Consider the following 24,101-nt stretch of genomic DNA (forward strand, 5'->3'; position numbering starts at 1 on the left):
TCCCCAGGACTTGACCCTGACGTCAGCGGTAGGTCTTAGCGTGCTCGCATGACCACGAAGAACCTGAACGGTTTCCGCATCGAGGGCGCGGTGGCGCTCGTGACCGGCGCCAACCGCGGGCTGGGCCGCCACTTCGCCCGGCAGCTTCTGAATCGCGGCGCGGCCCGCGTGTACGCCACCGCCAGGCGCCCGGAGACGATCGACCTGCCCGGCGTCGTGCCGTTGCGGCTGGACGTCACGGACGAGGCGCAGGTCCTGGCCGCGGCCGCCGCGGCGACCGACGTGACGCTCCTGGTGAACAACGCCGGCGTCAGCCACTCCACGTACTTCCTCACGACGGACCCGGCGGCCATCCGCGCGGAGATGGAGACGAACTTCTGGGGCACGCTGGCCGCCGTCCGCGCGTTCGCACCGGCGCTGACGGCCAACGGCGGCGGGGCGATCCTGAACGTGCTGTCCGCGCAGTCCTGGCACGCCTACCCGGGCACGAACGGCTACCACGCCACCAAGGCCGCCCAGTGGGCGCTGACGAACGGCGTGCGCCTGGAGCTGCCGGGCACGCTCGTGACCGCGCTGCATCTGGGGGCGGTCGACACCGACTTCAGCGCCGGTTACGACGGGCCGAAGGGCGACCCGGCCGAGGCCGTGCGGGCCGGCCTGGACGGGATCGAGGCGGGAGCGGCCGAGGTGCTCGCCGACGAATGGAGCAAGCACGTCAAGAGGTCGCTGGCGGAGGATCCCACCCGGTTGTACGACGAGATCCGGGCGGGCATGGTCTGACGCATCTTGTATGAGTTTCGTATAATATGAAACTCATACAAGAGAGGGGACTCGTCATGATCCTTGTCACCGGCGCCACCGGCACCATCGGAAGCCGCCTCGTCGCCCTGCTCGCCGCCGAAGGCGCGAAGGTGCGCGCCGTCACCCGCGGCCCGCAGGCGTCCGGCCTGCCCGCGAACGTGGACATCGTGGTGGGCGACCCGTCGCGGCCGGGCACGATGGCGGCGGCCATGGAGGGCGTCACATCGCTGTTCCTCCACCCGCGCGCCGTCGGAGACTCGGCGGCCGAGCTGTGCGCGCTCGCCAGGGAGCGCGGCGCCGGGCGGGTGGTGGCTCTCGCCGCGATCAACGTCGACGAGGACCTGGCCGCACAGCCGTCCCGCTTCCAGGGCGACAGGAACAAGGAGGCCGAGGACGCCGCCGTCGCCAGCGGCATGGAGTGGGCGAGCCTGCGCGCCGCGTCCTTCGCGGTCAACACCCTGCACACGATGGCTCCGCAGGTCCGCGCGGGCGACGTCGTGCGGGGTCCGTACGCGACCTTCGCCGAGCCCTTGATCCACGAGGAGGACCTGGCGGAGGTGGCCGCGCGGGCGCTGCTCGACGAAGGGCCGGCGTTCCGCAAGATGCCGCTCACCGGCCCGCAGGCGCTGTCGCACGAGGAGATGGCGGCCGTCATCGGCGAGGTGATCGGCCGGCCGCTGCGCTATCAGGAGATCCCGCCGGAGGCGTACGCGCAGGGCATGGTCCAGCGGGGGTTCCCGCAGGCGTTCGTGGCGGCCCTGCTGGCCAGGTACGCCAGAGGCGCCGGACCGGCCGAGGCCGTCACCGACGAGGTGGCGAAGATCCTCGGCCGCCCCGCGCGCACCTACGCCGACTGGGTCGCCGACCATGCCACCGCCTTCCGCGGCGCGGCCTAGCCGATCGCGACGGGCCCGAGGCCGGCGGCGGTCCGTGCCAGCGCGCGGACAGCCGGGCTGTCGGTGACGGACAGCCAGACCAGGGCGAACTCGAGGATCGGGGCGTCGTGGATCGGGACGAACACGACGCCCGGCGGGTTGTTGTAGCGGGCCGCGAGCTCGCCCAGCGGGTGCACGCAGTGCCCGGCGGCCACCAGGGTGAGGATCTCGTTGAAGGTACGGGCGGCGGGCCCGCGCGGGATGCGGCGGCCCGACGGCGTACGGGCGGGGACCATGGACTCCAGCCAATACTCCGGGGCCGCCGGGCCGAGGTCGGCCACCCGCTCGCCGGCCAGGTCCTCCAGCGACACGCCGCGGCGTCCGGCGAGCGGATGCCCGGCCGCCACCGCCAGCACGCGCCCGCTGGTGAGCACGGTGGGGCCGACGGTGAGGTCGGGTTCGGCGACCGGCAGCCACAGCACGTGGGCGTCGGCCTCTCCCGCGCGCAGTGCGGCGAACGGGTCGGCGCCGGTGACCTCGCTGAAGAGCACGTCGCTGTCGGGGTGGCGGGCGCGGAAGGCGTCGATGAGCGGGCGCAGCTCGTACCCGGCGTGGCCGAACACCCCCAGACGCAGCGTCCGTCCCGCCGCCTCGGCCCGGGCGAGCCCCTGCTGGAGCAGGTCGTACGCCTGCGCCAGGTCCTCGCGCAGCCGCCGTCCGACCGGGGTCAGGGCGACGCGGCGGCTGGTGCGCTCGAACAGCGCCACGCCGAGCCGCCGCTCCTGCCGGGCGATGGCCTGGCTGACGCGGGCCTGCGAGACGTGCAGACGCTCGGCGGTACGGCCGAAGTGCAGCTCTTCTGCGAGCGTCAGGAAGATCTCGATGTCCCTCAGCTCCACGGATAACCCCCATGTTATGGATCGCCACACGAAGCCTACGTTGTTCTCTATGGCGCCGGCTTCGATGCTGGAGCCATGAACGACATGCGAGCGATCGCCGACCGCGTCGAGATCGAGGCCCTGCGCGGCGAGCTCACCGACGCCGTGATGATGCGCGACTACGACCGCGTCGAGTCCCTGTTCACTCCCGAGTGCGTGGTGCGGTGGCCGCACATCGGCAGGGAGTTCGCCGGCCGGGAGGCGATCAGGGCCGGCGTCGAGTGGGGGCAGGGCCTGTGGGAGTTCTTCGTTCAGAACGTCCACCCGGGCGTCATCAGGATCGACGGTGACACCGCGACCGGGCGGTCGTACATCCAGGAGTTCGGCCGGTTGCGCGACGGCGGCTCCCACCTGAACTACGCCATCTACCACGACCGCTACGAGCGCACCCCTGAGGGCTGGAAGTTCGCCGAACGCGTCTACGAGGTCAGGTACGCCGACTCCAGCCCTCTGCCGGGCTCGGCGTCCACATGATGTGAGTCACATACAATACGTGGGTCATATTTGTTCGCGCGGGAGGCCCACCGTATGACGTCCTCAGAGGCAGCCGACCCGGCGCGGTCACGGCGCCGGGTGACGAATGAGATCAAGGAGTCGCTGCGCGCCCTGAGCATCCAGCTGTCGCTGCTCAATCACCAGGTCGGCGCGCACGCGGGCCTCAAGGACGTCGATCTGTCCTGCCTCGACCTCATCAACCGGCACGGCCCGCTCAGCCCGACCGCGCTGGCCCGCCGCGCCGGCCTGCACCCCGCCACCATCACCGGCATCCTCGACCGGTTGCAGCGCGCCGGCTGGGTCACCCGCGACCGCGACCCGGAGGCGTCCGACCGCCGCGCCGTCATCGTCCGCGCCAACCGGGAGCGCAACGCGGAGCTGTTCGAGCTCTACGGCGGGATGAGCTCGAAGATGGACGAGATCTGCGAACAGTACGGCGACCACGATCTCGACCTGCTCGCCGACTTCCTCCGCCGCACCACCGACGCCGGCCAGGACGCGACCGGCGACCTGGCCCGCCGGTCGTCATGACACGGGCCCCCGCACGATGCGCCGCCAGGCCGGCCCGCTGAGCGCGCAGCAGTGCGTTCACCGGCTCGACCAGGCGCGGGTTGAGGTCGATGAAGACGGGCCCGTCGGGGCCGAGGATGGTGTCCGCCGACAGCGCGCCGTGCCGGCACAACGCCCGGCCGAGCTTGACCAGGTGGTCGCGGACCTCGGGCAGGGCGAGGCCGCGCTTGCGACCGGCTCCGCCCCGCGCGCCTTCGCCCTCTCTGCGGCAGGCGTGGAAGGTAAGCAGCTCCCCCTCGGAACACCGTCTGGATCATCGCCAGCGGGCCCGGCACCTCATGCTGCACGACCAGGCCGTCCTCGACGGGCCGGTCCTTGAGGTCTTCGGGGCCGGTCAGTTTCATGACGCCGCTGGTGGCGGTGCCGATGGGCTGTTTGAGGTAGGCGGGGAAGACGTCCCACTCGGCCAGGTCGCGGGCGCTCGTGATGATCGCCTGCGGGGGCTGGGGCAGTCCGAGCTCGGCGAGCGTGGCGGCGGCCGAGAGTTTGTCCTGTACGCGGGCGAGCGCGGCGAACGGGGGCACCACGGTGGCGGCCCGCCCGTCCGCCGCCCGGGACAGGACCGCCACCTGTTCCTGGGTGGGCAGGAGCACGTCGAAGCCGCCGGCCTCATATACGGTCAGTGCCGCTTCGAGCCAGGCGAACGGGTCGTCGCCGTAGGGCGGGACGCGGTGCAGGCGGCGTACGTGCCGGGTGAAGGCGCACACGCACAGCGGGTCGGACGTCAGCGCCTCGACCACGTGCCCGGCGCGCGACAGCACGGTGGCGCATTGACGTGAGGTGAGCCCTGAGCCGTCCGTCATCAAGATCCGCATGACCGCTCCTCAGGACCGCCTGCGGCACCTGGCCACCGGCGTACGGCGGTCGGCCGCCCGCCACCCCAGCGTGTTCCCGCTCCTGCTGCAGCGCCCCGCGGTCACCGAGGAGGCCCGCCAGGTCCGCGACCGGGCCCGCGCCGCCCTGCGCGAGGCGGGCCTGGACGACGAGCGGGCCGCCCGCGCGGAACGCCTCATCAGCACCGCCGTCCTGGGCTTCGCCACCAGCGAGGCGGCCGGCCGCTTCGACCACCACGCGCAGGACGTCAGGGACGCCGACTTCGCCTGCCTGCTCGACGCCCTGCGCGCCTTCGTCAGGTGATCGTGCCGGTGGTGCCGTCGATGGTGATGGTGGCGCCGTCGTGGAGGGTGTTCGTGACGTCCTGGATGCCGAGGACGGCGGGGATGCCGCGCTCGCGGGCGACGATCGCGGCGTGGGAGAGCACGCCGCCGGTCTCGGTGACGACGCCGGCGGCGATGCGCAGCAGCGGCGTCCAGGCGGGGTCGGTGAAGGGGCAGATGAGGATGTCGCCAGGACGCACGCGCGCGAAGTCGTCCGGGCCGCGGACGATCCGCGCGGTGCCGGTCGCTACGCCGTGGCTGCCCGGCATTCCGTTCAGCGCGGCCGACGCGAGCGGCGGGGGTGCGGCGGTGATCGGGCGTGCTTGGAGGATCCAGGTGCGGCCGCCGGCGATCGCCCATTCGACGTCCTGCGGGCCGCCGCGTACGGCGGCGATCGTCCTGCCCAGAGCGGCGAGCGCTGTGGCGGTCGCGTCATCGAGCGCCGGCCGATCGCGGGCATCGAGCGGCACGTCGGACGTGACCAGCTCGCCGCCGCGCCGGTCGAGGCGGGTGCGTTTGCGGGCGATCGTGCGCGTGACCGATTCGGCGACGAGGTAGGTGTCGGGGGTGACCGTGCCGCCGACGACGCTGGGGCCGAGCCCCCATGACGCCTCGATGCGGGCCGGGTCGTGCGGGGCCGCGGGGGTGAACAGGACGCCGGACACGTCGGCGTCCAGGTGGCGCTGGATGAGGACGGCCATGGCGCGGTCGCCGTGGTGGTCGAGGGCGCGCGGGGTGAACAGCGAGGCCCGGCAGGCGCGTACGGCCTCGATCACCGCGTCGGGCCCTCGTACGGCGAGAAAGCTCTCATACTGACCGGCTGCCGAAGCGTGCGCGGTGTCCTCGTCCGAGGCGGACGACCGCACCGCGACGGGCGCGTCACCGAACTCCTCGACCGCCCGCCGCAGATCCGCACCGGCATCGGCGAACGGCACGACGAACCCGTCCGGCACCGGCAGCCCCGCCCGCAGCAGCGCACCGAGCGCCCCGGCCTTGCCTCCGCACGTCTCGGGAACAGCCGCCCTCAGGGGTACGATCATCTGCCCTCATCAACAAAAGATTGACAACGATTTATTGATGTTGGACCATAACCGACATGTCACGCAACCCACGAGAGGAAGCCGACCGCGAGAAGGAGGCCCGTGAACGCCTCCTGCGCCTCGGCGCGGACGCGCTCGACCCCCGCCCCTGGCGCCCCGCGCCGGTGCCGCCGTCGGCGATCGACCTCGTCCAGTTCGCCGTCTGGCGCCACGCCGACCTCGGCCCCGGCGACGTGCTCGGCGCGCTGGCCCTCCTGCCCGCCGCCCGCGCCGAGGCCGAAGGACTGGAGTCCGCCCTGCTGTTCATCGCCCGGGGCGCCGGCCTCACCTGGGCACAGATGGCGGACGCGATGGGCTTCAACTCGCCCCAGGCCTGCCAGCAGCACTACACCCGCCTGACCGCGCGGCAGGACACCGTCTCATGACCCGCGACTCCGTACCCGACCTGCTGGTCCTGCACGCCGTACGCGTGCTCGGCTTCGCCGGCACCCCGGAGCTCGCCCGGCGCTACGACCTCGACGCGGCCGAGACGGAGGAACTGCTGCACGACGCCGAGGCGCACGGCTGGGTCGGCCGCTCCGCCTTCGCCGGCACCGCAGGCTGGTCGCTGACCGAACGCGGCCGCGCCGAGAACGAGCGCCGCCTCGCCGCCGAGCTCGCCGACGCCGGCGGCACGGACGAGGTCCGCGACGCCTATCGAGCGTTCCTCCCCCTGAACGCCCGTCTGCAGCAGGCCTGCACCGACTGGCAGCTCCGGCCCGCCCCCGGCGACCGGCTCGCCGCCAACGACCACACCGACCCCGCCTGGGACACCCGCGTCCTCGGCGAACTCGCCGCCCTCTCGGACGCGCTCACGCCACTGACCGACCGGCTCGGGCGCGTCCTGTCACGACTGCGCGGGTACGACACCCGCTTCGCCGCGGCCCTGGCCCGCGCGCGAGCAGGGGACACCGCCTGGGTGGACGGCAGCGAGGTCGACTCCTGCCACCGCGTCTGGTTCCAGCTCCACGAGGACCTCATCGCCACGCTCGGCGTCGACCGGCGCACGGAGATCTGACTTTCAGGGCGCGAGCGCGGCCAGGTGCGTGCGCAGGACGCCGAGGATGGTGTCGGCGTCCAGCCTGCCGGGGTGGAACGCGGCCTGCATCGCCAGCCCGTCGAGCAGCGCGCACAGGCGGCGCGCCTCCAGGGTGACGTCGCGGTCCTGGCGCAGCCGCCCCGACCGGCGGGCGCCCTCGAGGATGCGGGTGGTGAGCGCGAGCAGGCCGTCGTACAACTCGTCGGCGTGCGCGCGCAGGCCGGGCCTGGTGCGCGCGGCGGCGACGAAGGACAACCAGACGATGACCTCGGTACGCCGCTCGTCGTCCAGGGGCAGCAGCTCGGCCAGCATGCGGACGGCGATCTCGCGCTGCTCGTCGGGGGTGGGCGGCGCCGACGGGTCCATGAGGCGTTCGGCGTGGGCGTCCAGCCGGCCGATCACGCGCGCGGACATCTCCCGCATCGCGAACACCATCAGCTCGTCGTGCCCGTCGAAGTAGTGCCGCACCGATCCGATGGCCAGCCCGGCCTCGGCGGCGACGTTGCGCAGCGACGCCTGCTCCAGGCCGTCACGGCCGACCACACGGAACACCGCCTCGGCGACCGCCCGCCGCCGCTCCCCCGCATCCACGATCTTCGGCACCCTGCCTTTATAGCACGCTCATGCTACGTTCTTATTTAGCATGCTCGTGCTACAAAACGGAGGTGTCATGTTCGCGTTCATCGCGCTCGCCCTGGTCGTCGTCGTGGTGATCCGCCGCTTCAAAGGAGAGCCCCTGCGGGCCCGCGACCTGTTCGGCCCACCCGTGGTGCTCGTCGGCATCGGCGCGTACGGCCTGGTCAAGGACGTGCATCCGGTCGGCGCCGACCTCGCCTGGGTGCTGGCCGGCGCCGTCGTGGGACTGCTGCTGGGCGCGCTGCGCGGCCTGACCCCACGCCTGTTCGTCCGCGACGGCCACCTCTGGCAGCGCTACACCGTCTGGACCCTGCTCGTCTGGGCCGCCTCGGCCGCCGTCAACGCCGGCCTCGGCGCGCTGACCACGTCGGAAGAGCTGCGCCCGATGACGTTGTCCATCGGTGTCAGCCTCCTCGGCGAAGCCCTCGCCCTGGGCCTGCGCGCCCGCACCACCGGCGCCCCCTTCGCCCCGGAGGGCGGGAGCTCCCTGCTCGACCGCATACGCTGAATCACCTGGTCAAGCAGCCACACCGGACGCATCGGTGGAGGAGGAACATTGACGCCGGACCTCGAACCGCACCTGGCCAACTGCCGCGACTACTGGCTCGGCTGGGGCGCGGCGGCCCGCTCCGGCGGTGCCCTCGCGTACTACCGCAGCGACATCGCCCACTCCCAGCTCAACGGGGTGCTCCGAGCCCAGGACCCCGGGCGGGTGAGGCAGGCCGCCGAGGCCATGGGCGACGTCCCGTGGCTGTGGTGGGTCGGACCGGACAGCGCCGGCGGCATCGCCGACGAGCTCGTCCGCCACGGAGCCGAACTCGCGGGGGCGATGCCGATCATGGCCGTCGACCTTGACCGACTCGCCCCCGTCGAGCAGCCCGCCGGCCTGGAGATCGCGCCCGTGGACGCGCTGGAGGAGTGGGTGAACGCCTACGGCCCGTCCTTCGGCGTCACCGGCGACCTGATCGACGAGGCCGTCCGCAACGAGTCGGCGCGGACGGACGACGCACGCATCGTCCGCCTCGTCGGACGGATCGACGGCAGGGCGGTGGGCACCGCCCTGCTGTACGACGCGCACGGGGTGGCCGGCGTCTACGTCGTCGCGACCGCGGAGCCGTACCGCCGCCGGGGCATCGGCGCGGCGCTCACCGCCGCCGCCCTCCAGGCAGGACGCGAACGCGGCCTGGCCATCGGCACGCTCCAGGCCAGCGGCATGGGCGCCCCCGTCTATCGGCGGATGGGGTTCGTCGAGGTAGGGGAATACCGCCTGTTCAGCCCGCCGCCCCGGACCGGCTGAGGCCGGCGGCGCGGAACAGCCGGTCGCGGGAGGCCGCCGCCTGCTCGAACACCGTCTCCCCGCCCTTGAGCACGCCGCCCTCCTTCAGGGCGCGACCGGCCACGACCACGGTGTCCACGTTGCCCGCGTGACCGTTCGCGACGATCGCGGCCGCGGGGTCGGTGGCGGGCAGCAGGTTCGCGTGGTCGATCCTGATCATGATCAGATCCGCCTCCTTCCCCGGCGTCAGGCTGCCCGTACGGTCGTCGATGCCGCAGGCCCGCGCGCCTTCGATGGTGGCGAAGGAGAGCAGGTCGGCCGCGTCGAAGGTGGGCAGTCCCGGGGCGCGGTCCATCGGGCCGGCCGCCCCGGCGACGACGAGCTGCTGGTAGGCGAGCGCGGCCCGCATGACGCCGAACATGTCGCCGCTGACGATCGTCTCGGTGTCCACGCTCAGGCTCGGGCGTACGCCGGCGGCGAGCAGGCGGTTGGTGGCCGGCTGGCCGAGCCCCGGCATGAAGACCTCCAGCGCGGACGCCACGGACGCCGTGGCTCCGTGGGCGGCGATCATCCTGAGCTCCTCGTCGGTGGAGGTGCAGCAATGGATGAACGTCATGTCGGAGCCCAGCAGCCCGGAGCCGGCGAGCCTGCCGATCGCCTGCTGCTTCGCGCCCCACTCCCCCAGGCCCACGTGCATGCTGATGCGCAGCCCGAGCTCCCTGGCGAGCCGGATGTCGTGCTCGGCCACCTCGGGGGTGGACAGTTCCGGGCCGCGGAGCATCGCGTTCAGCGTGACGCGGGCGGTGTCGTCGGTGAGCACGTCGCGGCGTACGCGCCGGATGTCGTCCGGGTGCGTACGGTCGCTGCCGAACTGCCATGCCTCGGCCTCCGTGGACGGCCACCCGTGGTCGAACACCGCGCGGATGCCCGACTCCCAGTGCGCGGCGATCGCGGCGTCGGTGTGCTCGGGGCTGTTGCTGATGTGCGACTCGTCGCGCACCGTGGTCACCCCGGCGTCGATGGACAGCAGGTCGGCCGCCAGATTGCCGATGTGCACGTCGCGGGGCTCGAAGTACTGGCCGAGCCCGATCTGGACGCGGCTGCGGTACTCCTCGTAGGTCCAGGCGGGGCCCAGGCCGCGCAGCGCTCCCTGCCAGTTGTGCCGGTGGGTGTCGATGAAGCCGGGCAGCACGACGGTGCCGGAGCCGTCGATCACGCGGGCCTGCCCGTCCTGGAGGTCAGGGCCGATCTCCTGGATCGTTCCATCGGCGATGAGGACGTCCCCGGCGAGGTCGCCGAGCCGCTCGTCCTGGGTCATCAGATACGCGCCCTTGATGAGGATGCGGTCGTGGGGCACTGTGGTTCTTCCTTTCTTTCCTGCTTGCGATGGGCGGCGATCCAGACGGCCGCGAAGGTGAGGACCGCGCCGACGACGGTGAACGCTCCCGGCGCGTGGTCGCCCGAGGGCAGGACGGCGTCCAGGACGATGGAGCTCAGCAGTTGTCCCGCGATGGACGCCATACCCAGGAGCAGCACGCCGATCCTGCGGACGAGCAGGGCGGACGTCGCGATGAAGACGACGCCGCACGCGCCCCCGAGGTAGGCCCACCACTGCGTGGGCAACGGGTGGCCGCCGAGGCCGAAGGCCAGGGTCTTCACGGTCCAGGCGAGGCCGAGGAAGACCGCGCCGACGGCGAAGTTCACCCAGGTGGCGGCGAGCGGCGAGGCCACCGCCGCCCCGGTGGCGCCGTTCATGGCCTGTTGCAGGCCCAGCAGCAGGCCGGCGGCCACGGCGAGCAGCGCGGGAAGCAGCACCGTGGCCGGGGCGCCGGAGAGCCCCGGCAGCGCGGAGACGACGGCGGCCACCAGGGTGAGCGCCGCACCCGCCAGACGATGGACGCCGGGCCGCTGCCGGAGCACGCCGCCGACGCCCCGGGCGTCGACGATCAGCCCGCCGAGGGTCTGTCCCGCGATGGCCGACACCGTGAACACCGCGATGCCCGTGATCAGCGCGGTCGTCGACTGGGCCAGCGTGAACGTCCCGCCCAGCATCCCCGCCAGCAGGTAGCGGCGCGGCAGGCGGCGCTCCCGCGTGACGCGCGGCAGGCTCATCAGCGCCTGGCGCAGCCGCGGCAGGCAGAGCGCGAGCACGGTCATGATGATCGCGCCGCCGGTGAAGCTGATGGCGGCGGCGCCGACCGCGTCACCGAGCCGGTGGGACAGCTCGGCGTTCACCCGGGACTGCACCGGGACGACCGCTCCGGCCGCGACGGCCACCAGCACGGGCAGGGCGGGCGAACGCATCCATGGCCGCGTCATGGCGCGATGTCCTCGAGGATCGTGGGGTGTTCCGGTGCCCAGCCGAGGGTGCGCCGTGCGGCGTCCCCGGTGGCCTGCTGGTCGAGCAGCAGGGCCTCGCCGAGCAGCCCGAGCCGCTCCAGCGTCTGGACCACCGGCTCGGGCGCGACCCGGCCGGACAGGCCGATCGCCCGGCTCACCGCCTCGGTGATCTCGCGGACGGTGGGGTTCGCGCCGCTCGCCCCGATGAAGTACGAGCCCGCCGGCGCCTTTTCCAGTGCCCGCACGTAAAGGGCGGCGAGGTCGTCCACGTGCACGGTGCTCCAATGCTGGTCACCGTGCCCGATCATGGTCAGTGCCCCGCCGGTCCTCGGCCCCGCGGCCACGACATCGAGCAGCCCGCCGCCGTGACCGTGGACCACGGCGGGAGCCACCACCACGCTCCGCACGCCCGGCGCGGACAGCACCCGCTCCGCGATCGGCACCCGCCAGGCCGTCAGGCGCGGCGGGTTCATCGGGCTCGTCTCGGTGATGGCGGCGCCGCTCCCGTGCACCCAGACGCCGGTGGTGTGGACGTACGGCCGGTCGCTGCCTTTCAGGGCGGCGATGATGTGCGTGGCCGCCGTGTCGTCGATCCGCGCACTGCTGCCGTCACCCGGTGAGGCCAGGTGGATGACGCCGTCGGCGGCGCCGGCGAGCCGGTGCACGGTCGCGCCGTCGGCCAGGTCGCCGATGACGGGGTCCGCCCCTTTCGCCCGTACGGCCTCCGCCTTGCCCGGGTCGCGGACCAACGCGGTGACCTGGTGGCCTTCGCTGATGAGCCGGCCGAGAACCGCCGTGCCGATGTAGCCGGTGCCGCCGGTGAGAAATACGCGCATGAATCGTCCTTCGTGGAAGTGCCGTCCTGGCCACTTTCACCGACGCTCACATATCGTGTCCAACGAAGAATTTCGATGCTGTTATCGCTGATCTCGATTATTGGAGGCGTGGATGGACCAGCGCAGACTGGAGTACTTCATCGCGGTGGCGGAGGAGATGAACTTCACCCGCGCCGCCCAGCGCCTCCTCGTGACCCAGTCGACGCTGTCGGCGGGCCTCAAGGCGCTGGAGAGCGAGCTGCGCGTGGAGCTGGTGACCCGCTCGACCCGATCGGTCCAGCTCACCGAGGCGGGCGCGGCGTTCCTCCCCGAGGCCCGGGCCGCCCTGGAGGCGCTCGACCGGGCCCGCGCCGCCGTCGAGCCGGTCTCCGCCGGCCTGCGCGGCAGCCTCACCGTCGGCATGCTCACCAGCATGACCATCGTGGACGTCCCCGCTCTGGCCGGCGACTTCCACCGCAGGCACCCGGGGGTCCGGCTCCGCCTCGCCATGTCGCAGCGCGGCACCGCGGGACTGGCCGAGCAGATCAAGGACAGCCGCATGGACGTGGCCTTCGTCGGAAGGCACCTCCGCGACGAGCACCTGCACGTCACCCCGATCAAGAAGTACGACCTGCGCCTGCTCGTCCCCGAGGACCACCCGCTCGCCGGGCGTGCGGCCGTGGGCCTCGCCGAGGTCGCCGGGGAGCCGTTCATCGACATGCCGCTGGGCTTCGGCCAGCGGGAGGTGGTGGACGAGGCCTTCGCCCGCGCCGAGCTGAGCCGCCAGGTGACGGTCGAGGTCTCCGACGTCACCACCATCCCCGCGTACGTCGCCCACGGCCTCGGCGTGGCGCTCCTGCCCGAGGCGTTCCCCGCAGCCCCCGGCGTGCGGGCGCTGCCTCTGGACACGGAGCTGTCCTGGACCCTCAGCGTGATCCGCTCAGCCCGCCGCAAACCGACCCGGGCCCTCTACGCCTTCATGGACCTGCTCCCCCAGCACATCCATCGCGAGCGTGCATTCTGATCCCGTATGGTGTACGGTACGGCGTACGGCTTATGGAGGAGGACCCTTATGTACCAGCCCATCACCGAAGAACTGAAGAGCATCGAGGCATGGTTCGCCACCTATGACGCGCTGGCCGAGCAGGGCGCGATCGAGCAGCTGGCCGACCTGGCGGTCTTCCCGATGAACGTGGTCACCGACGTGCCCGACGGCCACGCGGCGGTCCGCCAGTGGACGCGAGCCGAGTACATCGAGGCGATGCGGCAGTCCATGGGCGGCGGCACCGCCGGTCTCGACCTGCGCTCGACCCGCACCCCGCGTTTCCTCAGCCCGAACCTGGTCGTCGTGGAGACCGAGGCCACGATGACCATCGACGGCCAGGAGCACCAGATGCACTACGCCGACCTGCTGGTGCGCACCGAGGACGGCTGGGCCTTCCAGACCATGGTCCAGGGCGGCTGGGGCCACGGCTGGGACCCCGCCAAGCGCGGCTGACGACCGCCTCAGCAGCTCGCGGGCCGAGCTCAAGCGGGCAGCGGCGGCGGACCCGGACGGGTCCGCCGCCGCTCCATGACCGCTCAGGGATAGATCTTCTTGTTCTCCCGGAGCATCATGACGAACTTCTCGATTCGGGCCGCCCGGGTCTCGGGCTTCTTGGCGTCGTTCACGCGGTAGAGGATCGAGTAGCGGTTTCTGCCGTCGAGGGTGGCGAAGAACTCCGCCGCCGCCGGGTCGGCGTCCAGGGCCGCCCGCAGGTCGTCGGGCACCGTCGCGGTCTTCTGCCCCGCGTACGCCGCCTCCCACCGGCCGTCGGCCTTCGCCGCCTCGATCTGGGCGAGGCCGGCCGGGCGCATCCTCCCCGCCGCGATCAGCTGCTCCGCCCGGCCGCGGTTCACCTTGGACCACTTGCTCCTGGCCTTGCGCGGCGTGAAGCGCTGCAACCAGTGGTCGTCGTCGAACGCGGCCTTCTGCCCGTCGATCCAGCCGAAGCAGAGCGCCAGGTCGAGCGCCTCGGCGTAGGTGACGGAGGGGATGCCGGACTCCTTCTTCGCGATCTGCAGCCAGAGCCCCGGCGACTCGTGCTCGGCCTCCAGCCATTTCTCGAACGCCTCCTGGGAGGGGAAGGCGATGATGGGCAGGCCTTGCTTCTCCGCCACGGCTTGAGCGCTCCTTCTCTCGGGGACTCGCACCAGCATTCTGTCTTAGAAAATGCCGTCTTGGCGCATCACGTCACGTCGTTGACGGGATGGCGGGGGCTCTGTCCGGTCAGGACCCGTACGGCCTCTTCCGCGGCGATGCGCCGCACCATCATGATGGCCTGCTCCGAGTAGTAGGCGGCGTGCGGTGTGACGATCACGTTGGGCAGCGCGAACAGCGGGCTGCTGGGGCGCCAGTCGCGCTGCTTCGCCGGTTCCTCCTCGAGGTCGTCCACGGCCGCGCCGGCGATCCAGCCCTCCGTGAGCGCCTGGTGCAGCGCCGCGTCCTCCACGATGGGACCGCGCGCGGTGTTGACGAGCACGGCGGTCGGCTTCATCCTGCGCAGCGTCGCACGGTCGAAGAGGTGGTGGGTCTGCGGGGTGAGCGGCGCCTGCACCACGAGGTAGTCGGACCCCTCCACGAGCTCGTCGAACGACACCGGCCGCGCCTGGCGGGATCGGATCTCCGCCTCGTCGACGAACGGGTCGTGCGCCCACACCTCGACGCCGAACGCTCTGGCGCGTTCGGCGATCAGCTGGGCGATGGCGCCGAAGGACAGCAGCCCGAGCACGCGTCCCCGCAGCCGCCAGATCGGCTGTGCGCTGCGCCAGTGCCATTCGCCCTGCCGGGTCGCCCGGTCGTACACGCAGATCTTGCGGGCGGCGGCCAGCCAGAGCGCGACGGCGTGGTCGGCGACCTCGTCGGCGCACCACTCGTTCGGCGCGTTCGTGACCTGGATGCCCCGCCGGGTCGCGGCGTCGACGTCGACGATGTCCACGCCCGTGCCGTAGCGGGCGATCACCCGGCAACGCGGCAACGCGTCGATGGCCCTGGCGCCGACCCGCGCGTACTGGGTGAGGACGCCGTCGGCGTCCCTGCCCCTTTCGATCACCTCGTCCTCGCTCTTGCACTGGGCGGCGAGCAGCTCGAACCCGGCCCCCTCGATGATCGGGCGCTCGATGTCCACGTCGCCGAAGTCGAAGTCGGCGATCATGATGGTGCCCCTGGCGTCAGTGCGAGTCACGCGGGACTCCCTTGGTGTGTACGAGGTCCTGGTAGGCGAGCGCGAGCTCCATGCAGCCGCCGCCGTCCAGCTGCCCGACCGTGGAGCGGTAGATCTCCTGCCAGGGCGTCTGATGGTCGAGCGGAGGCGGCGTGTAGGCGGCCCACCGCGCGGCGATCTCCTCGTCTGGAAGGAGCAGGTCGACGCGCGCGCCGTCCAGGTCGACCCGGACGCGGTCGCCGGTGCGCAGGATGGCGAGGTTGCCGCCCGCCGCGGCCTCGGGGCTGGCGTTGAGGATGGACGGCGCGTCGGAGGTGCCGCTCTGGCGGCCGTCGCCGAGCGTCGGCAGGGTGGCGACGCCCCGCTGGAGCAGCGCGGCGGGCACCTCCATGTTCACCACTTCGGCCGATCCCGGGTAGCCGATCGGCCCGGTGTAGCGGATGACGAGGATGCAGTCCTCGTCCAGGCCCAGGCCTGGGTCGTCGATGCGGGCGTGGTAGTCCTCCGGCCCGTCGAAGACGACGGCGCGGTATTCGCGCACCGGGCGGGCGTCGCCGGCGAGGACGGAGGTCTTCATGACCGCGGAGTCGAACAGGTTGCCCGTCATGACGAGCAGCCCGCCGCGCGCGGCGAGAGGGTCGTCGCAGGGCCGGATGACCGTCGGGTCGGTCGGCGGCGCCTCGGCCAGGTTGCCCGCCACGGTGTGGCCGGAGACGGTCATGGCGTCGCCGTGCAGGTGCCCGGCCGTCAGAAGCGACCACATGACGGCGGGCACGCCACCGGCGCGGTAGAAGTCCTCGCCGAGGAACTCACCGGCGGGGGCGACGTTCGCCAGCACCGGGATGTCGGCTCCGACGCGCTGCCAGTCCTGGATGGACAGCGGCACCCCGGTATGCCGCGCGATGGCGTTGATGTGGATCGGCGCGTTCGTCGAGGCGGCGATGGCCGAGGCGACCGCGATCGCGTTCTCGAAGGCCGCCAGGGTCATGATCTTGCGCGGGGTGAGGTCCTCCTGGACGAGGGCCACCGCCCGGCGGCCCGTCTCGTACGCCATCTGCGCCCGGCGCCGGTAGGGGGCCGGGATCGCCGCGCAGCCGGGCAGCGACATGCCCAGGGCCTCGGCGAGGCAGTTCATCGACAGCGCGGTGCCCATGGTGTTGCAGTGCCCGATGCTGGGTGCGGAGGCGGCCACGCGCTCCATGAACTCGTCGGGGCAGATCTCCCCGGCGGCCAGCAGCCGCTTCGACTGCCAGATCACCAGCCCCGAGCCTGAGGCGCCGGTCCGCTCGCCGTGGTGGTAGCCGTTGAGCATCGGCCCGCCGGACAGCACGATCGCGGGGATGTTCACCGTGGCCGCCGCCATCAGGCAGGCGGGGGTGGTCTTGTCACAGCCCGTGGTCAGGACGACTCCGTCGAGCGGATATCCGTACAGCACCTCGACCAGCCCGAGGTAGGCGAGGTTGCGATCCAGGGCGGCCGTCGGGCGCTTGCCGGTCTCCTGCAGCGGGTGGACGGGGAACTCCAGCGGGATGCCGCCGGCGTCGCGGACGCCCGCCCTGACCCGGTCGGCGAGGGCGAGGTGGTGGCGGTTGCAGGGAACGAGGTCGCTGCCCGTCTGGGCGATGCCGATGATCGGCCGGCCGGACTGAAGCTCCTTCGCGGTCAGGCCGAAGTTGAGAAAACGTTCGAGATACAGCGCCGTCATCTCAGGATTGCCGGCGTTGTCCCACCAGAGCCTGCTGCGCAGGGACGGCTTCGTCTGCGGCATCAGCTTCCCCTCACCACGGCAGGACCGTCCGATCCGGCCGGATAGCCGACGAGCGGCACCAAGTCCCTGGACCACGCCGACATGACCGGTTCGAGGACCCGCCAGGACTCCTCGGCCTCGTCCCCGCGGATGGACAGGGCCGCGTTCCCGTGGAGCACGTCCAGCAGCAGCCGGCCGTACGCGGGCAGGTCGGAAGGCGCCGGCCGCGCGGTCAGGGTGACCGGGGCGAGCACGTGGCTCCCGGCGCCGATGCCGGTCAGCGCCAGCGTCATGCCCTCCGGCTCCAGCCCGAAGCGCAGCACGTTGGGCTCGGCCTCCGTGCCGAAGCCGGCCGGCAGGTGGGGCACGGGCCGGAAGCGGACCGCGACCTCCTTGCGATCCCGGCCGAGCGCCTTGCCGGTACGCAGCCGGAACGTCGTCCCCGACCAGCGCCAGCTGTCGAGCTCCAGCACCACCTCGGCGAACGTCTCGGTGCCGCGCCCCGGGTCCACGCCGTCCTCCTCGGCATAGGCGGGGACGTCCCGATCGGCGATGCGGCCCGCCCCATAGCGGGCGCGGCAGGTGCGGCGCACGACGTCGTCGTCCGTCAGCGGGCGTACCGAGCGCAGCACGTCGATCTTCCTATCGCGCAGGTCACGCTCCCCAAGGCTGAGCGGCGGCTCCATGGCCACCAGGCAGAGCACCTGGAGCAGATGGTTCTGCACCATGTCCTTGAGCGCTCCCGCGCCGTCGTAGTAGCCGGCTCTGCCCTCCAGCGCCAGCGACTCCTCCCAGATGATCTCGACCTCGGCGATGTGCGCACTGTTCCAGAGGGGTTCCAGCACCCGGTTGGCCAGGCGGCTGCCGAGCACGTTCTGGACGGTCGTCATGGCCAGGAAATGGTCGACGCGGAACACCGCCTGCTCCGGGACGACCTGCGCCAGCAGCCGGTTCAGCGCCACGGCGCCGTCCAGGTCCTCGCCGAACGGCTTCTCCAGCACGATCCGGCTGCCCGGCGGCAGGCCCGCGTCGCGCAGGGCGGCCACCGTACCGGGGAAGATCCCCGGCGGGAGGGCGAGGTAGACGGCGGCGGGTCCGTCACCGGCGAGCAGCGCGGCGAGGTCGGCCGGGTCGGTGGCGTCCGCCTGCCGGTACTCGGCGCGCTCGGCGATCGCGTCCCCTGCCTCGCGCTGCTCCCGCGCGGCATGCAGATCGAGCTGGTCGGACGCCCAGCGGCGGAAGTCCTCCGCGGTCTGGTCCTGCCGGTCGGCGCACCTCAGCTCGAAGTGATCGGCCAGGTGCCCGGCCGCACGCAGGGCGGTCAGGGCCGGCAGCAGGTAGCGGCCGTTGAGGTCGCCGGTGGCGCCGAGGATGACGAGCCGGTTGATCATGTCGTACCGCCTGCTTTCGCGCGTGCGAGGTTGACGCCGCTGGCGATGATCCCGATGTGGCTGAACGCCTGCGGGAAGTTGCCCATGAACGCGCCCGTGGCCGGGTCGATCTGCTCGGGCAGCAGTCCGACGGGGCTGGCGCGGGCGCACAGCGAGGCGTACAGGTCCTCGGCCTGTTCGAGGTGGCCCTGCAGGATCAGGTTGTCGACGAGCCAGAAGCTGCACAGCAGGAAGGCGCCCTCGTCGCCGGGCAGGCCGTCGGGTGAGTCGTCGTGCAGGTATCGGTAGAGCAGGCCGTCGCCGGCGGACAGCCGCCGGGCGATGGCCGCGGTGGTGGCCGCCATGCGCGGGTGATCGGCCGGGACGACCTTGCGCAGCGGGAGCGCGAGCAGGCTGGCGTCCAGGGAGCCGCCGCCGTCCAGGTGCTCGCTCAGGCATCCGGCCTTCTCGTCCCAGGACTGTTCCAGGATGAGGCGGCGCAATTTCTCGGCGGTGCTCTTCCAGGTGGTGATCGGGCCGGACAGGCCGAGCCGCTCGCCGATCGCCGCGGCGCGGTCCAGTGCCACCTGGCACATCCCGGTGGAGTAGGTGAAGACACGGCCTTCGCTGCGTACCTCCCAGATGCCTTGATCGGGCTGCCGCCACGTGTGCGCGGCGGCTCCGGCCAGGTCCGCCAGGCCGGACCACAACGCCGGCTGAGGCTCGCGGCCGGAGCGCAGCCACTGGTCGGCGCAGTCGAGCACCTCGCCGTAGACGTCGTGCTGGCGCTGGTCGGCGGCGCCGTTGCCCCATTGCACCGGGGCGGAGCGCCGGTAGCCCTCCAGCTCTGCGTCGACGACCTCCTCGGGTACGGGGTCGCCGCGCAGGGTGTACATGATGCGCGGCCGGCCGCTCTGCTCGAAGGCGTCGAGGACCCAGCCGAGAAAGGCGTCCGCCTCCTCCCCGAACCCGACGCGGCGCAGCGCGAACACGGCGTAGGCGGCGTCGCGGATCCAGGTGTAGCGGTAGTCCCAGTTGCGGACGCCGCCGATCGGCGCGGGCAAGGAGGACGTGGGCGCCGCGACCAGCGAGCCGTTGTGCCAGTCGTCGCACAGCTTCAGCGTGATCACCGAGCGCTGCACGAGCGCTTCCTGCGGGCCGTGATAGGTGCAGGCGCCCACCCAGCGCCGCCAGGCCTCGGCGGTCTGCCGCAGCATGGTCTCGGGGTCGAACCGGTGATGACGGTGGATGCGGCCCCACGACAGCACCAGGTCGAGGCGGTCGCCCCGCTGGAGGTCGTGCACGGTGCGCAGGCCGGTCAGCGCACGGTTGGACCGCAGGTGCAGCCGCAGGTCGGGCCGCCGGGTGACGCGCACCTCCAGGCCGCTGTGCAGGGCCCGCGCCTGCGCGCCGCCGCGCGGTTCCAGCTCGGCCCGCAGCCGTACGGTCCCGTCCAGGACGACCGCGGACCTGACCAGCTCGGACCGGCCGCCGCCCGCGTCGTCGCTGAGGTCGGTGCCCGCGCGTAGGGTCATCGCGTCGGTGACGCGCACGAGGCCGGTGGGGCCGCGCAGCTCGGTCACCAGGACCGCGGTGTCCGGTTCGTAGAACTGCCTGGCTTCGCTCAGGTCGTCCACCGTCACGGTGAAGTGGCCACCGCGCTCGTGATCCAGCAGGCCGCACAGCAGCGGGTCGCTGTCGAAGCGGGGCAGGCACAGCCACGGGATGGATCCGTCGAGGCCGACCAGTGCCGCGGTCGTGCCGTCGCCGATGAGGCCGAGATCCTCCAGCGCCAGGTAGCCGTCGAGGCGGCGCACCGGGCGAAAGGGCGGATCGAGGTCGAGCATGCCTGGGCCTTGTCCTTGGTGGCGGTGTACGTCTGCGAGAAGGCGTTCCTGAGCTTCCGTCACGAGAAGGTGATCAGCACCTTCACCACGTCGTCGAGTTTCTTGTCCGCCACCTCGAACGCCCGCTCCATCTCGTCGAAGCGGAAGGTGTGCGTGGTCATCTGGGTGGGGTCGAGCCGCTTGCCCTCCAGGATGCGCAGCAGGCGTTCCATGCGCAGCCGGCCGCCCGGGCACAGGCCGGTGGTGATCGTCTTGTCGGCCATGCCGACGCCCCACTCGAGGCGAGGGATCCGTACGAAGTCGCCTTCGCCGTAGTAGCCGGTGTTGGACACCGTCCCGCCCGGCTTGGTGATCTTGATGGCGGTCTGGAAGGTCGCGTCCGCGCCGAGGGCCTCGATGGCGGTGTCGACGCCCTGCCCCTGCGTCAGGTCGAGGATGCGTTCGACGACGTCCTCGGTGGTGAAGTCGACGATCTCGTCGGCGCCGTAGAAGCGGGCCAGCTTCTGCCGCCTGGGAACGGATTCGACGCCGATGACCAGACCGGCGCCGCGCAGCTTGGCACCCGCGGTGGCCATGAGCCCCACCGGGCCCTGGGCGAGGACGGCGACCGTCCCTCCCATGGGGATGTCGCCGTTCTCCGCGCCCATGAACCCGGTGGAGAGCATGTCGGCGCAGTAGACCGCCATCTCGTCGGGGACGCCGTCGGGGATCTTCGCCAGGTTGGCGTCGGCCTCGTTCACGTGGAAGTACTCGGCGAAGACGCCGTCCTTGGAGTTGGCGAACTTGAACCCGCCGAGCGGCCCGCAGGACTGCGACGGGTGACCGTTCTGCGCGGCCAGGTCGCCCCAGTCGGGGGTGATGGCGCCCACCAGCACCCGGTCACCGGGACGGAACGTCCGCACCTCGTCGCCCACCTCGTGCACCACGCCGACGCCCTCGTGGCCGAGCGTCAGGTTCTGCCGCGGCCCGATGCCGCCCTTGACGGTGTGGGAGTCCGACGTGCAGATCAGTGCCGTGGTCGTCTTGACGACGGCGTCCAGCGGACCTGGCCGCGGGACGTCTTTGTCCATCAGGCCGACCTGCCCGATCTCCTTCATCACGAACGCTCGCATGGTGCCCCCGCATGTCCCCGAGGTGCCTAGCTCTACCCCTGTGACCTCGGCGTTTAACGCCCTCAGGGCTTTGACCGGGTCCTTGGGGCGGCCTGGCGCCGTGCAGCGGGAACACCCTTCCGACAACCGTCCGTGTTCACATTGCATCTTTCACGGCAAAAGGGGTCGAGCGCGTGCCAAGATCGCTGCTATGGCTTTCGCTCCCCAGAGTTCCGCAGGTCAAGCAGGCACCGGACGCGTCACGCGGCCGTCGTGGATCCGTCCTGTTGACGGTGCCGCCGCCCTCGCGGAGGGGGCTGTGCCGAACGACTACGACAGCATCGCCGAGGGGTATTCGGCCGAGAACGAGACCAGCCTCCTCAACGCGTACTACGAGCGCCCCGCGATGCTGGACCTGGCCGGTGATGTGGCCGGCAGGCGGATCCTCGACGCCGGCTGTGGCTCCGGCCCCCTGTTCGCGGCGCTGCGCGACCGCGGCGCCATCATGACCGGCTTCGACGCCAGCGCCAAGATGCTGGAACTGGCCCGGCAGCGGCTCGGCGACGACGTACCCCTGCACCTCGCTGATCTGAGCAGCCCGCTGCCGTTCCCCGACGCCGCGTTCGACGATGTCGTCGCGTCGCTGGTCCTGCACTACCTGGAGGACTGGACGGCACCCCTGGCCGAGCTGCGGCGCGTGCTGGTGCCCGGCGGCCGACTGCTCGTGTCCGTCAATCACCCTTTCGCCGACTTCCTGCAAGCCGAGCCCGGCACCAGCTACTTCGCGACGCGCAGCAGCTCCGACGAATGGACCCTCGGCGGTCACACCGCAGTGCTGACCTTCTGGAGCCGGCCGCTGCACGCGATGGCCGACGCCTTCACCGGGGCCGGCTTCCGCATCACCGCCATCAGCGAACCGGCCCCCGCACCGGGCGCCCGCGAAGTGTTCCCCGAGGCCTTCGTGGACAGACCCTCGGGGAAGTTCCTGTCCTTCCTGTTCTTCGTCCTGCAGACCGACTGATGCCCGAAGCTGGCCACGTGTGCCGTGGCGGCGATGCCTGGGCAGAAAACGGCGCGCCGATGTACCGGCGTGAGCACTGTCGCCCCAGACGAGGGCGAGCTACGGGCACAACCCGCCATCTGTCCGGCTGCCTGTGATCTCGCCACCACATTCCCTCAAAGCGGACTCACGAGAAGCCCATCTCCACCAGGCCCCTCTCCAGAGTCAGGTCAGGTGAGTAGCCCAGCTCTCGCCGCGCGGCGGTGATGTCGTAGGAACGGTCGCGGCCGGTGAAGCTCACGAGCCAGTTCGTCAGCCGCGGCGCCGACTTGCGCCGGAGCAGGCGGGCCGTACGGTCCACCAGCGCCGCAAGGGGCACCGCCATCGCCAGGGGGACGCTGCGGCTCTTGGACACGTCCACGCCGCGGGTCGCCAGCAAGGGGGTGAGGAAGTCCCGGATGGGCATCGGCGTACCGTCCGTCACGTAATAAACCCCACCGTGGCGGCCCCGCGTGAGGGCGAGGAGCGTGGCGGCGGCCAGGTTCTCGACGTGCACGAAGTCGGCGATGTGCCTGCCGTGGTCGATCCAGGCGAACCGTCCGGCCTCGGCGACCTCGGCCATGTCGTTGATCGCCGCCATTCCGCGACCCCAGATGAACGGCGGGCGGAGCACCACCAGTTCGGTGTTCCCACCGGAGGCTTGCAGGAGTGCGCGCTCGGTGGCCAGCTTGACCCGGCTGTAGGCGACGTTCGGCCGGCCTTCCGGCGTCGACTCGTCGACGACGGGACGACGTTGACTCCCCGTGGAGACGGATGCGGCACTGATGAGCACGAACCGACGCACCCCGGCCGCGACGCTCGCGGCGTGCAGGGCGACCGTCGGCACGTGGTTGGCCCGCTCGAAGAGCGAGTCGGGACCCCAGAACTCCATGTGCGCCGCGACGTGCACGACCGCGTCGCCCTCGCGCAGCTTGACGACCCAGCTCGGCGCCGGTGAGCCGTCCTGTCCGAGGTCCGTGAGGTCGCCGGGAACGGGCTCGGCTCCGGCCGCACGTACGCGCTGAACGCTCGACTCCGATCGGGCGAGTGCCATGACCTCATGTCCTTCGGCGATGAGGCGACGGACGACAACGCCGCCGGCGAAACCGCTGCCCCCCGTGACGAAGACCTTCATGCTTCCGCTCCTCGTGGTTGATCGCGCTGATACATCGTTGATCGCGCTGATACATCGCCCTCAAATAGTTTGATGTAGATGTATTGGTGTCAATGTAACCTCTCGTACGATGGGTGCGTCAAGGGGAGGTGGGCGATGCCGCAAGCGAAGAAGAGCGTGACCGCCGCACAGGTCGCCGACGAGTTCAGCCGTACGGCGAAGGTTCTCGTGCGTCACTTCAACGAGCGTCTGGGCGAGCACGGGGTGTCGACGCCGAGGTCCCGCCTGGTGGTGGAGGTGGCGCGTTCGCAGCCCGTCCGTCTCACCGAACTCGCCCTCGCGGTCGGCATCGCGCAGGGCACCGCCTCCACCCTGGTCGACGCGCTCGTCCGCGACGGACTACTCGAACGCCAGGCCAGCGCGGACGACCGCCGCTCCGTGCTCCTCCACGTGACAGCAGAAGGAGCCGCACTGGCGCAGGACTGGACGGCCGGCTATGAACGGGCGGCGGAAGAGCTCTTCAAGCCGCTCACCGAAGAGCAGTTGTCGACCCTGGCCGGCATCTTGCGAACCCTCAGCGCCGAGAAGGCGCCGGCGACCGACGACTGACAAAGCCGAGTTCACGGCCGCCGCGTGCCGCCTCGGTGCTCGCGCGACAGTGGCTGGTGC

The 24,101-nt window shown here is 71.8% G+C and carries 27 protein-coding genes; 14 read left to right on the forward strand and 13 right to left on the reverse strand.

Features of this window, described 5'->3' with window-relative positions:
* Positions 1 to 48 precede the first annotated feature (48 nt).
* Together ACFFR3_RS09045 and ACFFR3_RS09050 are read left to right on the forward strand one after the other, a co-directional pair.
* A complete protein-coding gene (locus ACFFR3_RS09045) occupies positions 49 to 780 on the forward strand; it encodes an SDR family oxidoreductase (protein ID WP_379482919.1) in 732 nt (243 codons plus the stop codon).
* Between the two features lie 56 nt (positions 781 to 836).
* A complete protein-coding gene (locus ACFFR3_RS09050; RefSeq protein WP_379482920.1) occupies positions 837 to 1,697 on the forward strand; it encodes an NmrA family NAD(P)-binding protein in 861 nt (286 codons plus the stop codon).
* Here the strand turns inward: ACFFR3_RS09050 and ACFFR3_RS09055 are convergent.
* On the reverse strand, positions 1,694 to 2,575 hold the full coding sequence (locus ACFFR3_RS09055; protein ID WP_379482921.1) for a LysR family transcriptional regulator: 882 nt from the start codon (positions 2,573 to 2,575) through the stop codon (positions 1,694 to 1,696). The two genes, ACFFR3_RS09050 and ACFFR3_RS09055, sit on opposite strands and share 4 nt — an antisense overlap.
* 75 nt (positions 2,576 to 2,650) lie before the next feature.
* Here ACFFR3_RS09055 and ACFFR3_RS09060 point away from each other — a divergent pair, with 75 nt between their 5' ends.
* The 4 genes from ACFFR3_RS09060 to ACFFR3_RS09075 all read left to right on the forward strand — a co-directional run bounded on the left by ACFFR3_RS09060 (position 2,651) and on the right by ACFFR3_RS09075 (position 4,816).
* Positions 2,651 to 3,088 carry a nuclear transport factor 2 family protein gene (locus ACFFR3_RS09060; RefSeq protein WP_364379344.1) on the forward strand — a complete coding sequence of 146 codons (438 nt, stop codon included), beginning with the start codon at positions 2,651 to 2,653 and terminating at the stop codon, positions 3,086 to 3,088.
* A gap of 54 nt (positions 3,089 to 3,142) precedes the next feature.
* Complete coding sequence (locus ACFFR3_RS09065) at positions 3,143 to 3,640, forward strand: MarR family winged helix-turn-helix transcriptional regulator (RefSeq protein WP_345407810.1); 498 nt, start codon at positions 3,143 to 3,145, stop codon at positions 3,638 to 3,640.
* A 317-nt stretch (positions 3,641 to 3,957) separates the two neighbouring features.
* Positions 3,958 to 4,458: a hypothetical protein gene (locus tag ACFFR3_RS09070; RefSeq protein ID WP_379482922.1), complete on the forward strand. Its 501-nt coding sequence runs from the start codon at positions 3,958 to 3,960 to the stop codon at positions 4,456 to 4,458.
* Positions 4,459 to 4,492: 34 nt separating this feature from the next.
* Positions 4,493 to 4,816 (forward strand): WHG domain-containing protein, encoded by a 324-nt coding sequence (locus ACFFR3_RS09075; RefSeq protein ID WP_345407814.1) that lies wholly within the window; start codon positions 4,493 to 4,495, stop codon positions 4,814 to 4,816.
* Here the strand turns inward: ACFFR3_RS09075 and ACFFR3_RS09080 are convergent.
* Positions 4,809 to 5,876, reverse strand: coding sequence for a PEP/pyruvate-binding domain-containing protein (locus ACFFR3_RS09080; RefSeq protein ID WP_364379338.1), 1,068 nt, complete (start codon positions 5,874 to 5,876; stop codon positions 4,809 to 4,811). The two genes, ACFFR3_RS09075 and ACFFR3_RS09080, sit on opposite strands and share 8 nt — an antisense overlap.
* A gap of 56 nt (positions 5,877 to 5,932) precedes the next feature.
* On the opposite strand from ACFFR3_RS09080, the gene ACFFR3_RS09085 reads away from it, so the two are divergent.
* Both ACFFR3_RS09085 and ACFFR3_RS09090 read left to right on the forward strand, forming a co-directional pair.
* Positions 5,933 to 6,301 carry a DNA-binding protein gene (locus ACFFR3_RS09085; protein WP_345407816.1) on the forward strand — a complete coding sequence of 123 codons (369 nt, stop codon included), beginning with the start codon at positions 5,933 to 5,935 and terminating at the stop codon, positions 6,299 to 6,301.
* On the forward strand, positions 6,298 to 6,933 hold the full coding sequence (locus ACFFR3_RS09090) for a transcriptional regulator (protein WP_345407818.1): 636 nt from the start codon (positions 6,298 to 6,300) through the stop codon (positions 6,931 to 6,933). The genes ACFFR3_RS09085 and ACFFR3_RS09090 overlap by 4 nt, the downstream gene beginning before the upstream one ends.
* 3 nt (positions 6,934 to 6,936) lie before the next feature.
* Here ACFFR3_RS09090 and ACFFR3_RS09095 read toward each other — a convergent pair whose 3' ends face one another.
* Positions 6,937 to 7,557 carry a TetR/AcrR family transcriptional regulator gene (locus ACFFR3_RS09095; protein ID WP_364379332.1) on the reverse strand — a complete coding sequence of 207 codons (621 nt, stop codon included), beginning with the start codon at positions 7,555 to 7,557 and terminating at the stop codon, positions 6,937 to 6,939.
* A gap of 67 nt (positions 7,558 to 7,624) precedes the next feature.
* Between ACFFR3_RS09095 and ACFFR3_RS09100 the strand changes: the two genes are divergently transcribed.
* Positions 7,625 to 8,098 (forward strand): hypothetical protein, encoded by a 474-nt coding sequence (locus ACFFR3_RS09100; RefSeq protein WP_345407822.1) that lies wholly within the window; start codon positions 7,625 to 7,627, stop codon positions 8,096 to 8,098.
* 48 nt (positions 8,099 to 8,146) lie between these two features.
* Complete coding sequence (locus tag ACFFR3_RS09105) at positions 8,147 to 8,887, forward strand: GNAT family N-acetyltransferase (RefSeq protein WP_379482923.1); 741 nt, start codon at positions 8,147 to 8,149, stop codon at positions 8,885 to 8,887.
* Here the strand turns inward: ACFFR3_RS09105 and ACFFR3_RS09110 are convergent.
* From ACFFR3_RS09110 to ACFFR3_RS09120, 3 genes are read right to left on the reverse strand one after another with little or no spacing between them, the layout of a single operon-like run.
* A complete protein-coding gene (locus ACFFR3_RS09110) occupies positions 8,862 to 10,223 on the reverse strand; it encodes an amidohydrolase family protein (protein ID WP_379482924.1) in 1,362 nt (453 codons plus the stop codon). The two genes, ACFFR3_RS09105 and ACFFR3_RS09110, sit on opposite strands and share 26 nt — an antisense overlap.
* Positions 10,184 to 11,185 (reverse strand): DMT family transporter, encoded by a 1,002-nt coding sequence (locus ACFFR3_RS09115; protein WP_379482925.1) that lies wholly within the window; start codon positions 11,183 to 11,185, stop codon positions 10,184 to 10,186. Before ACFFR3_RS09115 ends, ACFFR3_RS09110 begins: the two co-directional genes overlap by 40 nt.
* Positions 11,182 to 12,042, reverse strand: a complete 861-nt coding sequence (locus ACFFR3_RS09120; protein WP_379482926.1) for an NAD-dependent epimerase/dehydratase family protein — start codon at positions 12,040 to 12,042, stop codon at positions 11,182 to 11,184. Before ACFFR3_RS09120 ends, ACFFR3_RS09115 begins: the two co-directional genes overlap by 4 nt.
* A 112-nt stretch (positions 12,043 to 12,154) precedes the next feature.
* Here ACFFR3_RS09120 and ACFFR3_RS09125 point away from each other — a divergent pair, with 112 nt between their 5' ends.
* Positions 12,155 to 13,045: a LysR family transcriptional regulator gene (locus ACFFR3_RS09125; protein WP_364379314.1), complete on the forward strand. Its 891-nt coding sequence runs from the start codon at positions 12,155 to 12,157 to the stop codon at positions 13,043 to 13,045.
* Positions 13,046 to 13,093: 48 nt separating this feature from the next.
* Positions 13,094 to 13,519: a nuclear transport factor 2 family protein gene (locus ACFFR3_RS09130; RefSeq protein WP_345407832.1), complete on the forward strand. Its 426-nt coding sequence runs from the start codon at positions 13,094 to 13,096 to the stop codon at positions 13,517 to 13,519.
* Positions 13,520 to 13,602: 83 nt separating this feature from the next.
* On the opposite strand, the gene ACFFR3_RS09135 is transcribed toward ACFFR3_RS09130, so the two are convergent.
* The 6 genes from ACFFR3_RS09135 to ACFFR3_RS09160 form a co-directional block, all read right to left on the reverse strand.
* Entirely contained in the window at positions 13,603 to 14,181 is a 579-nt protein-coding gene (locus tag ACFFR3_RS09135; RefSeq protein WP_345407834.1) for a YdeI/OmpD-associated family protein, read from the reverse strand.
* A 68-nt stretch (positions 14,182 to 14,249) separates the two neighbouring features.
* Positions 14,250 to 15,245 (reverse strand): C-terminal binding protein, encoded by a 996-nt coding sequence (locus tag ACFFR3_RS09140; RefSeq protein WP_345407836.1) that lies wholly within the window; start codon positions 15,243 to 15,245, stop codon positions 14,250 to 14,252.
* Complete coding sequence (locus tag ACFFR3_RS09145; protein WP_379482927.1) at positions 15,232 to 16,992, reverse strand: IlvD/Edd family dehydratase; 1,761 nt, start codon at positions 16,990 to 16,992, stop codon at positions 15,232 to 15,234. Before ACFFR3_RS09145 ends, ACFFR3_RS09140 begins: the two co-directional genes overlap by 14 nt.
* Entirely contained in the window at positions 16,992 to 18,362 is a 1,371-nt protein-coding gene (locus tag ACFFR3_RS09150; protein ID WP_345407842.1) for a glucose-6-phosphate dehydrogenase, read from the reverse strand. Before ACFFR3_RS09150 ends, ACFFR3_RS09145 begins: the two co-directional genes overlap by 1 nt.
* Positions 18,359 to 20,188: a glycoside hydrolase family 15 protein gene (locus ACFFR3_RS09155; protein WP_379482928.1), complete on the reverse strand. Its 1,830-nt coding sequence runs from the start codon at positions 20,186 to 20,188 to the stop codon at positions 18,359 to 18,361. The genes ACFFR3_RS09150 and ACFFR3_RS09155 overlap by 4 nt, the downstream gene beginning before the upstream one ends.
* Positions 20,189 to 20,247: 59 nt before the next feature.
* Positions 20,248 to 21,300, reverse strand: coding sequence for an NAD(P)-dependent alcohol dehydrogenase (locus tag ACFFR3_RS09160; RefSeq protein WP_364379298.1), 1,053 nt, complete (start codon positions 21,298 to 21,300; stop codon positions 20,248 to 20,250).
* A gap of 298 nt (positions 21,301 to 21,598) precedes the next feature.
* Between ACFFR3_RS09160 and ACFFR3_RS09165 the strand changes: the two genes are divergently transcribed.
* The gene (locus ACFFR3_RS09165) at positions 21,599 to 22,300 is read left to right on the forward strand and encodes a class I SAM-dependent methyltransferase (RefSeq protein WP_379482929.1); all 702 of its coding nucleotides are present in this window, start codon (positions 21,599 to 21,601) and stop codon (positions 22,298 to 22,300) included.
* A gap of 166 nt (positions 22,301 to 22,466) precedes the next feature.
* Here the strand turns inward: ACFFR3_RS09165 and ACFFR3_RS09170 are convergent, their stop codons facing one another.
* Positions 22,467 to 23,453: an NAD-dependent epimerase/dehydratase family protein gene (locus ACFFR3_RS09170; protein WP_379482930.1), complete on the reverse strand. Its 987-nt coding sequence runs from the start codon at positions 23,451 to 23,453 to the stop codon at positions 22,467 to 22,469.
* Between the two features lie 135 nt (positions 23,454 to 23,588).
* Here ACFFR3_RS09170 and ACFFR3_RS09175 point away from each other — a divergent pair, with 135 nt between their 5' ends.
* Positions 23,589 to 24,041: a MarR family winged helix-turn-helix transcriptional regulator gene (locus ACFFR3_RS09175; RefSeq protein WP_345407856.1), complete on the forward strand. Its 453-nt coding sequence runs from the start codon at positions 23,589 to 23,591 to the stop codon at positions 24,039 to 24,041.
* The last annotated feature ends 60 nt before the right edge of the window (positions 24,042 to 24,101 follow it).

Source organism: Nonomuraea salmonea (assembly GCF_042428605.1).
Lineage (GTDB): Bacteria > Actinomycetota > Actinomycetes > Streptosporangiales > Streptosporangiaceae > Nonomuraea > Nonomuraea salmonea.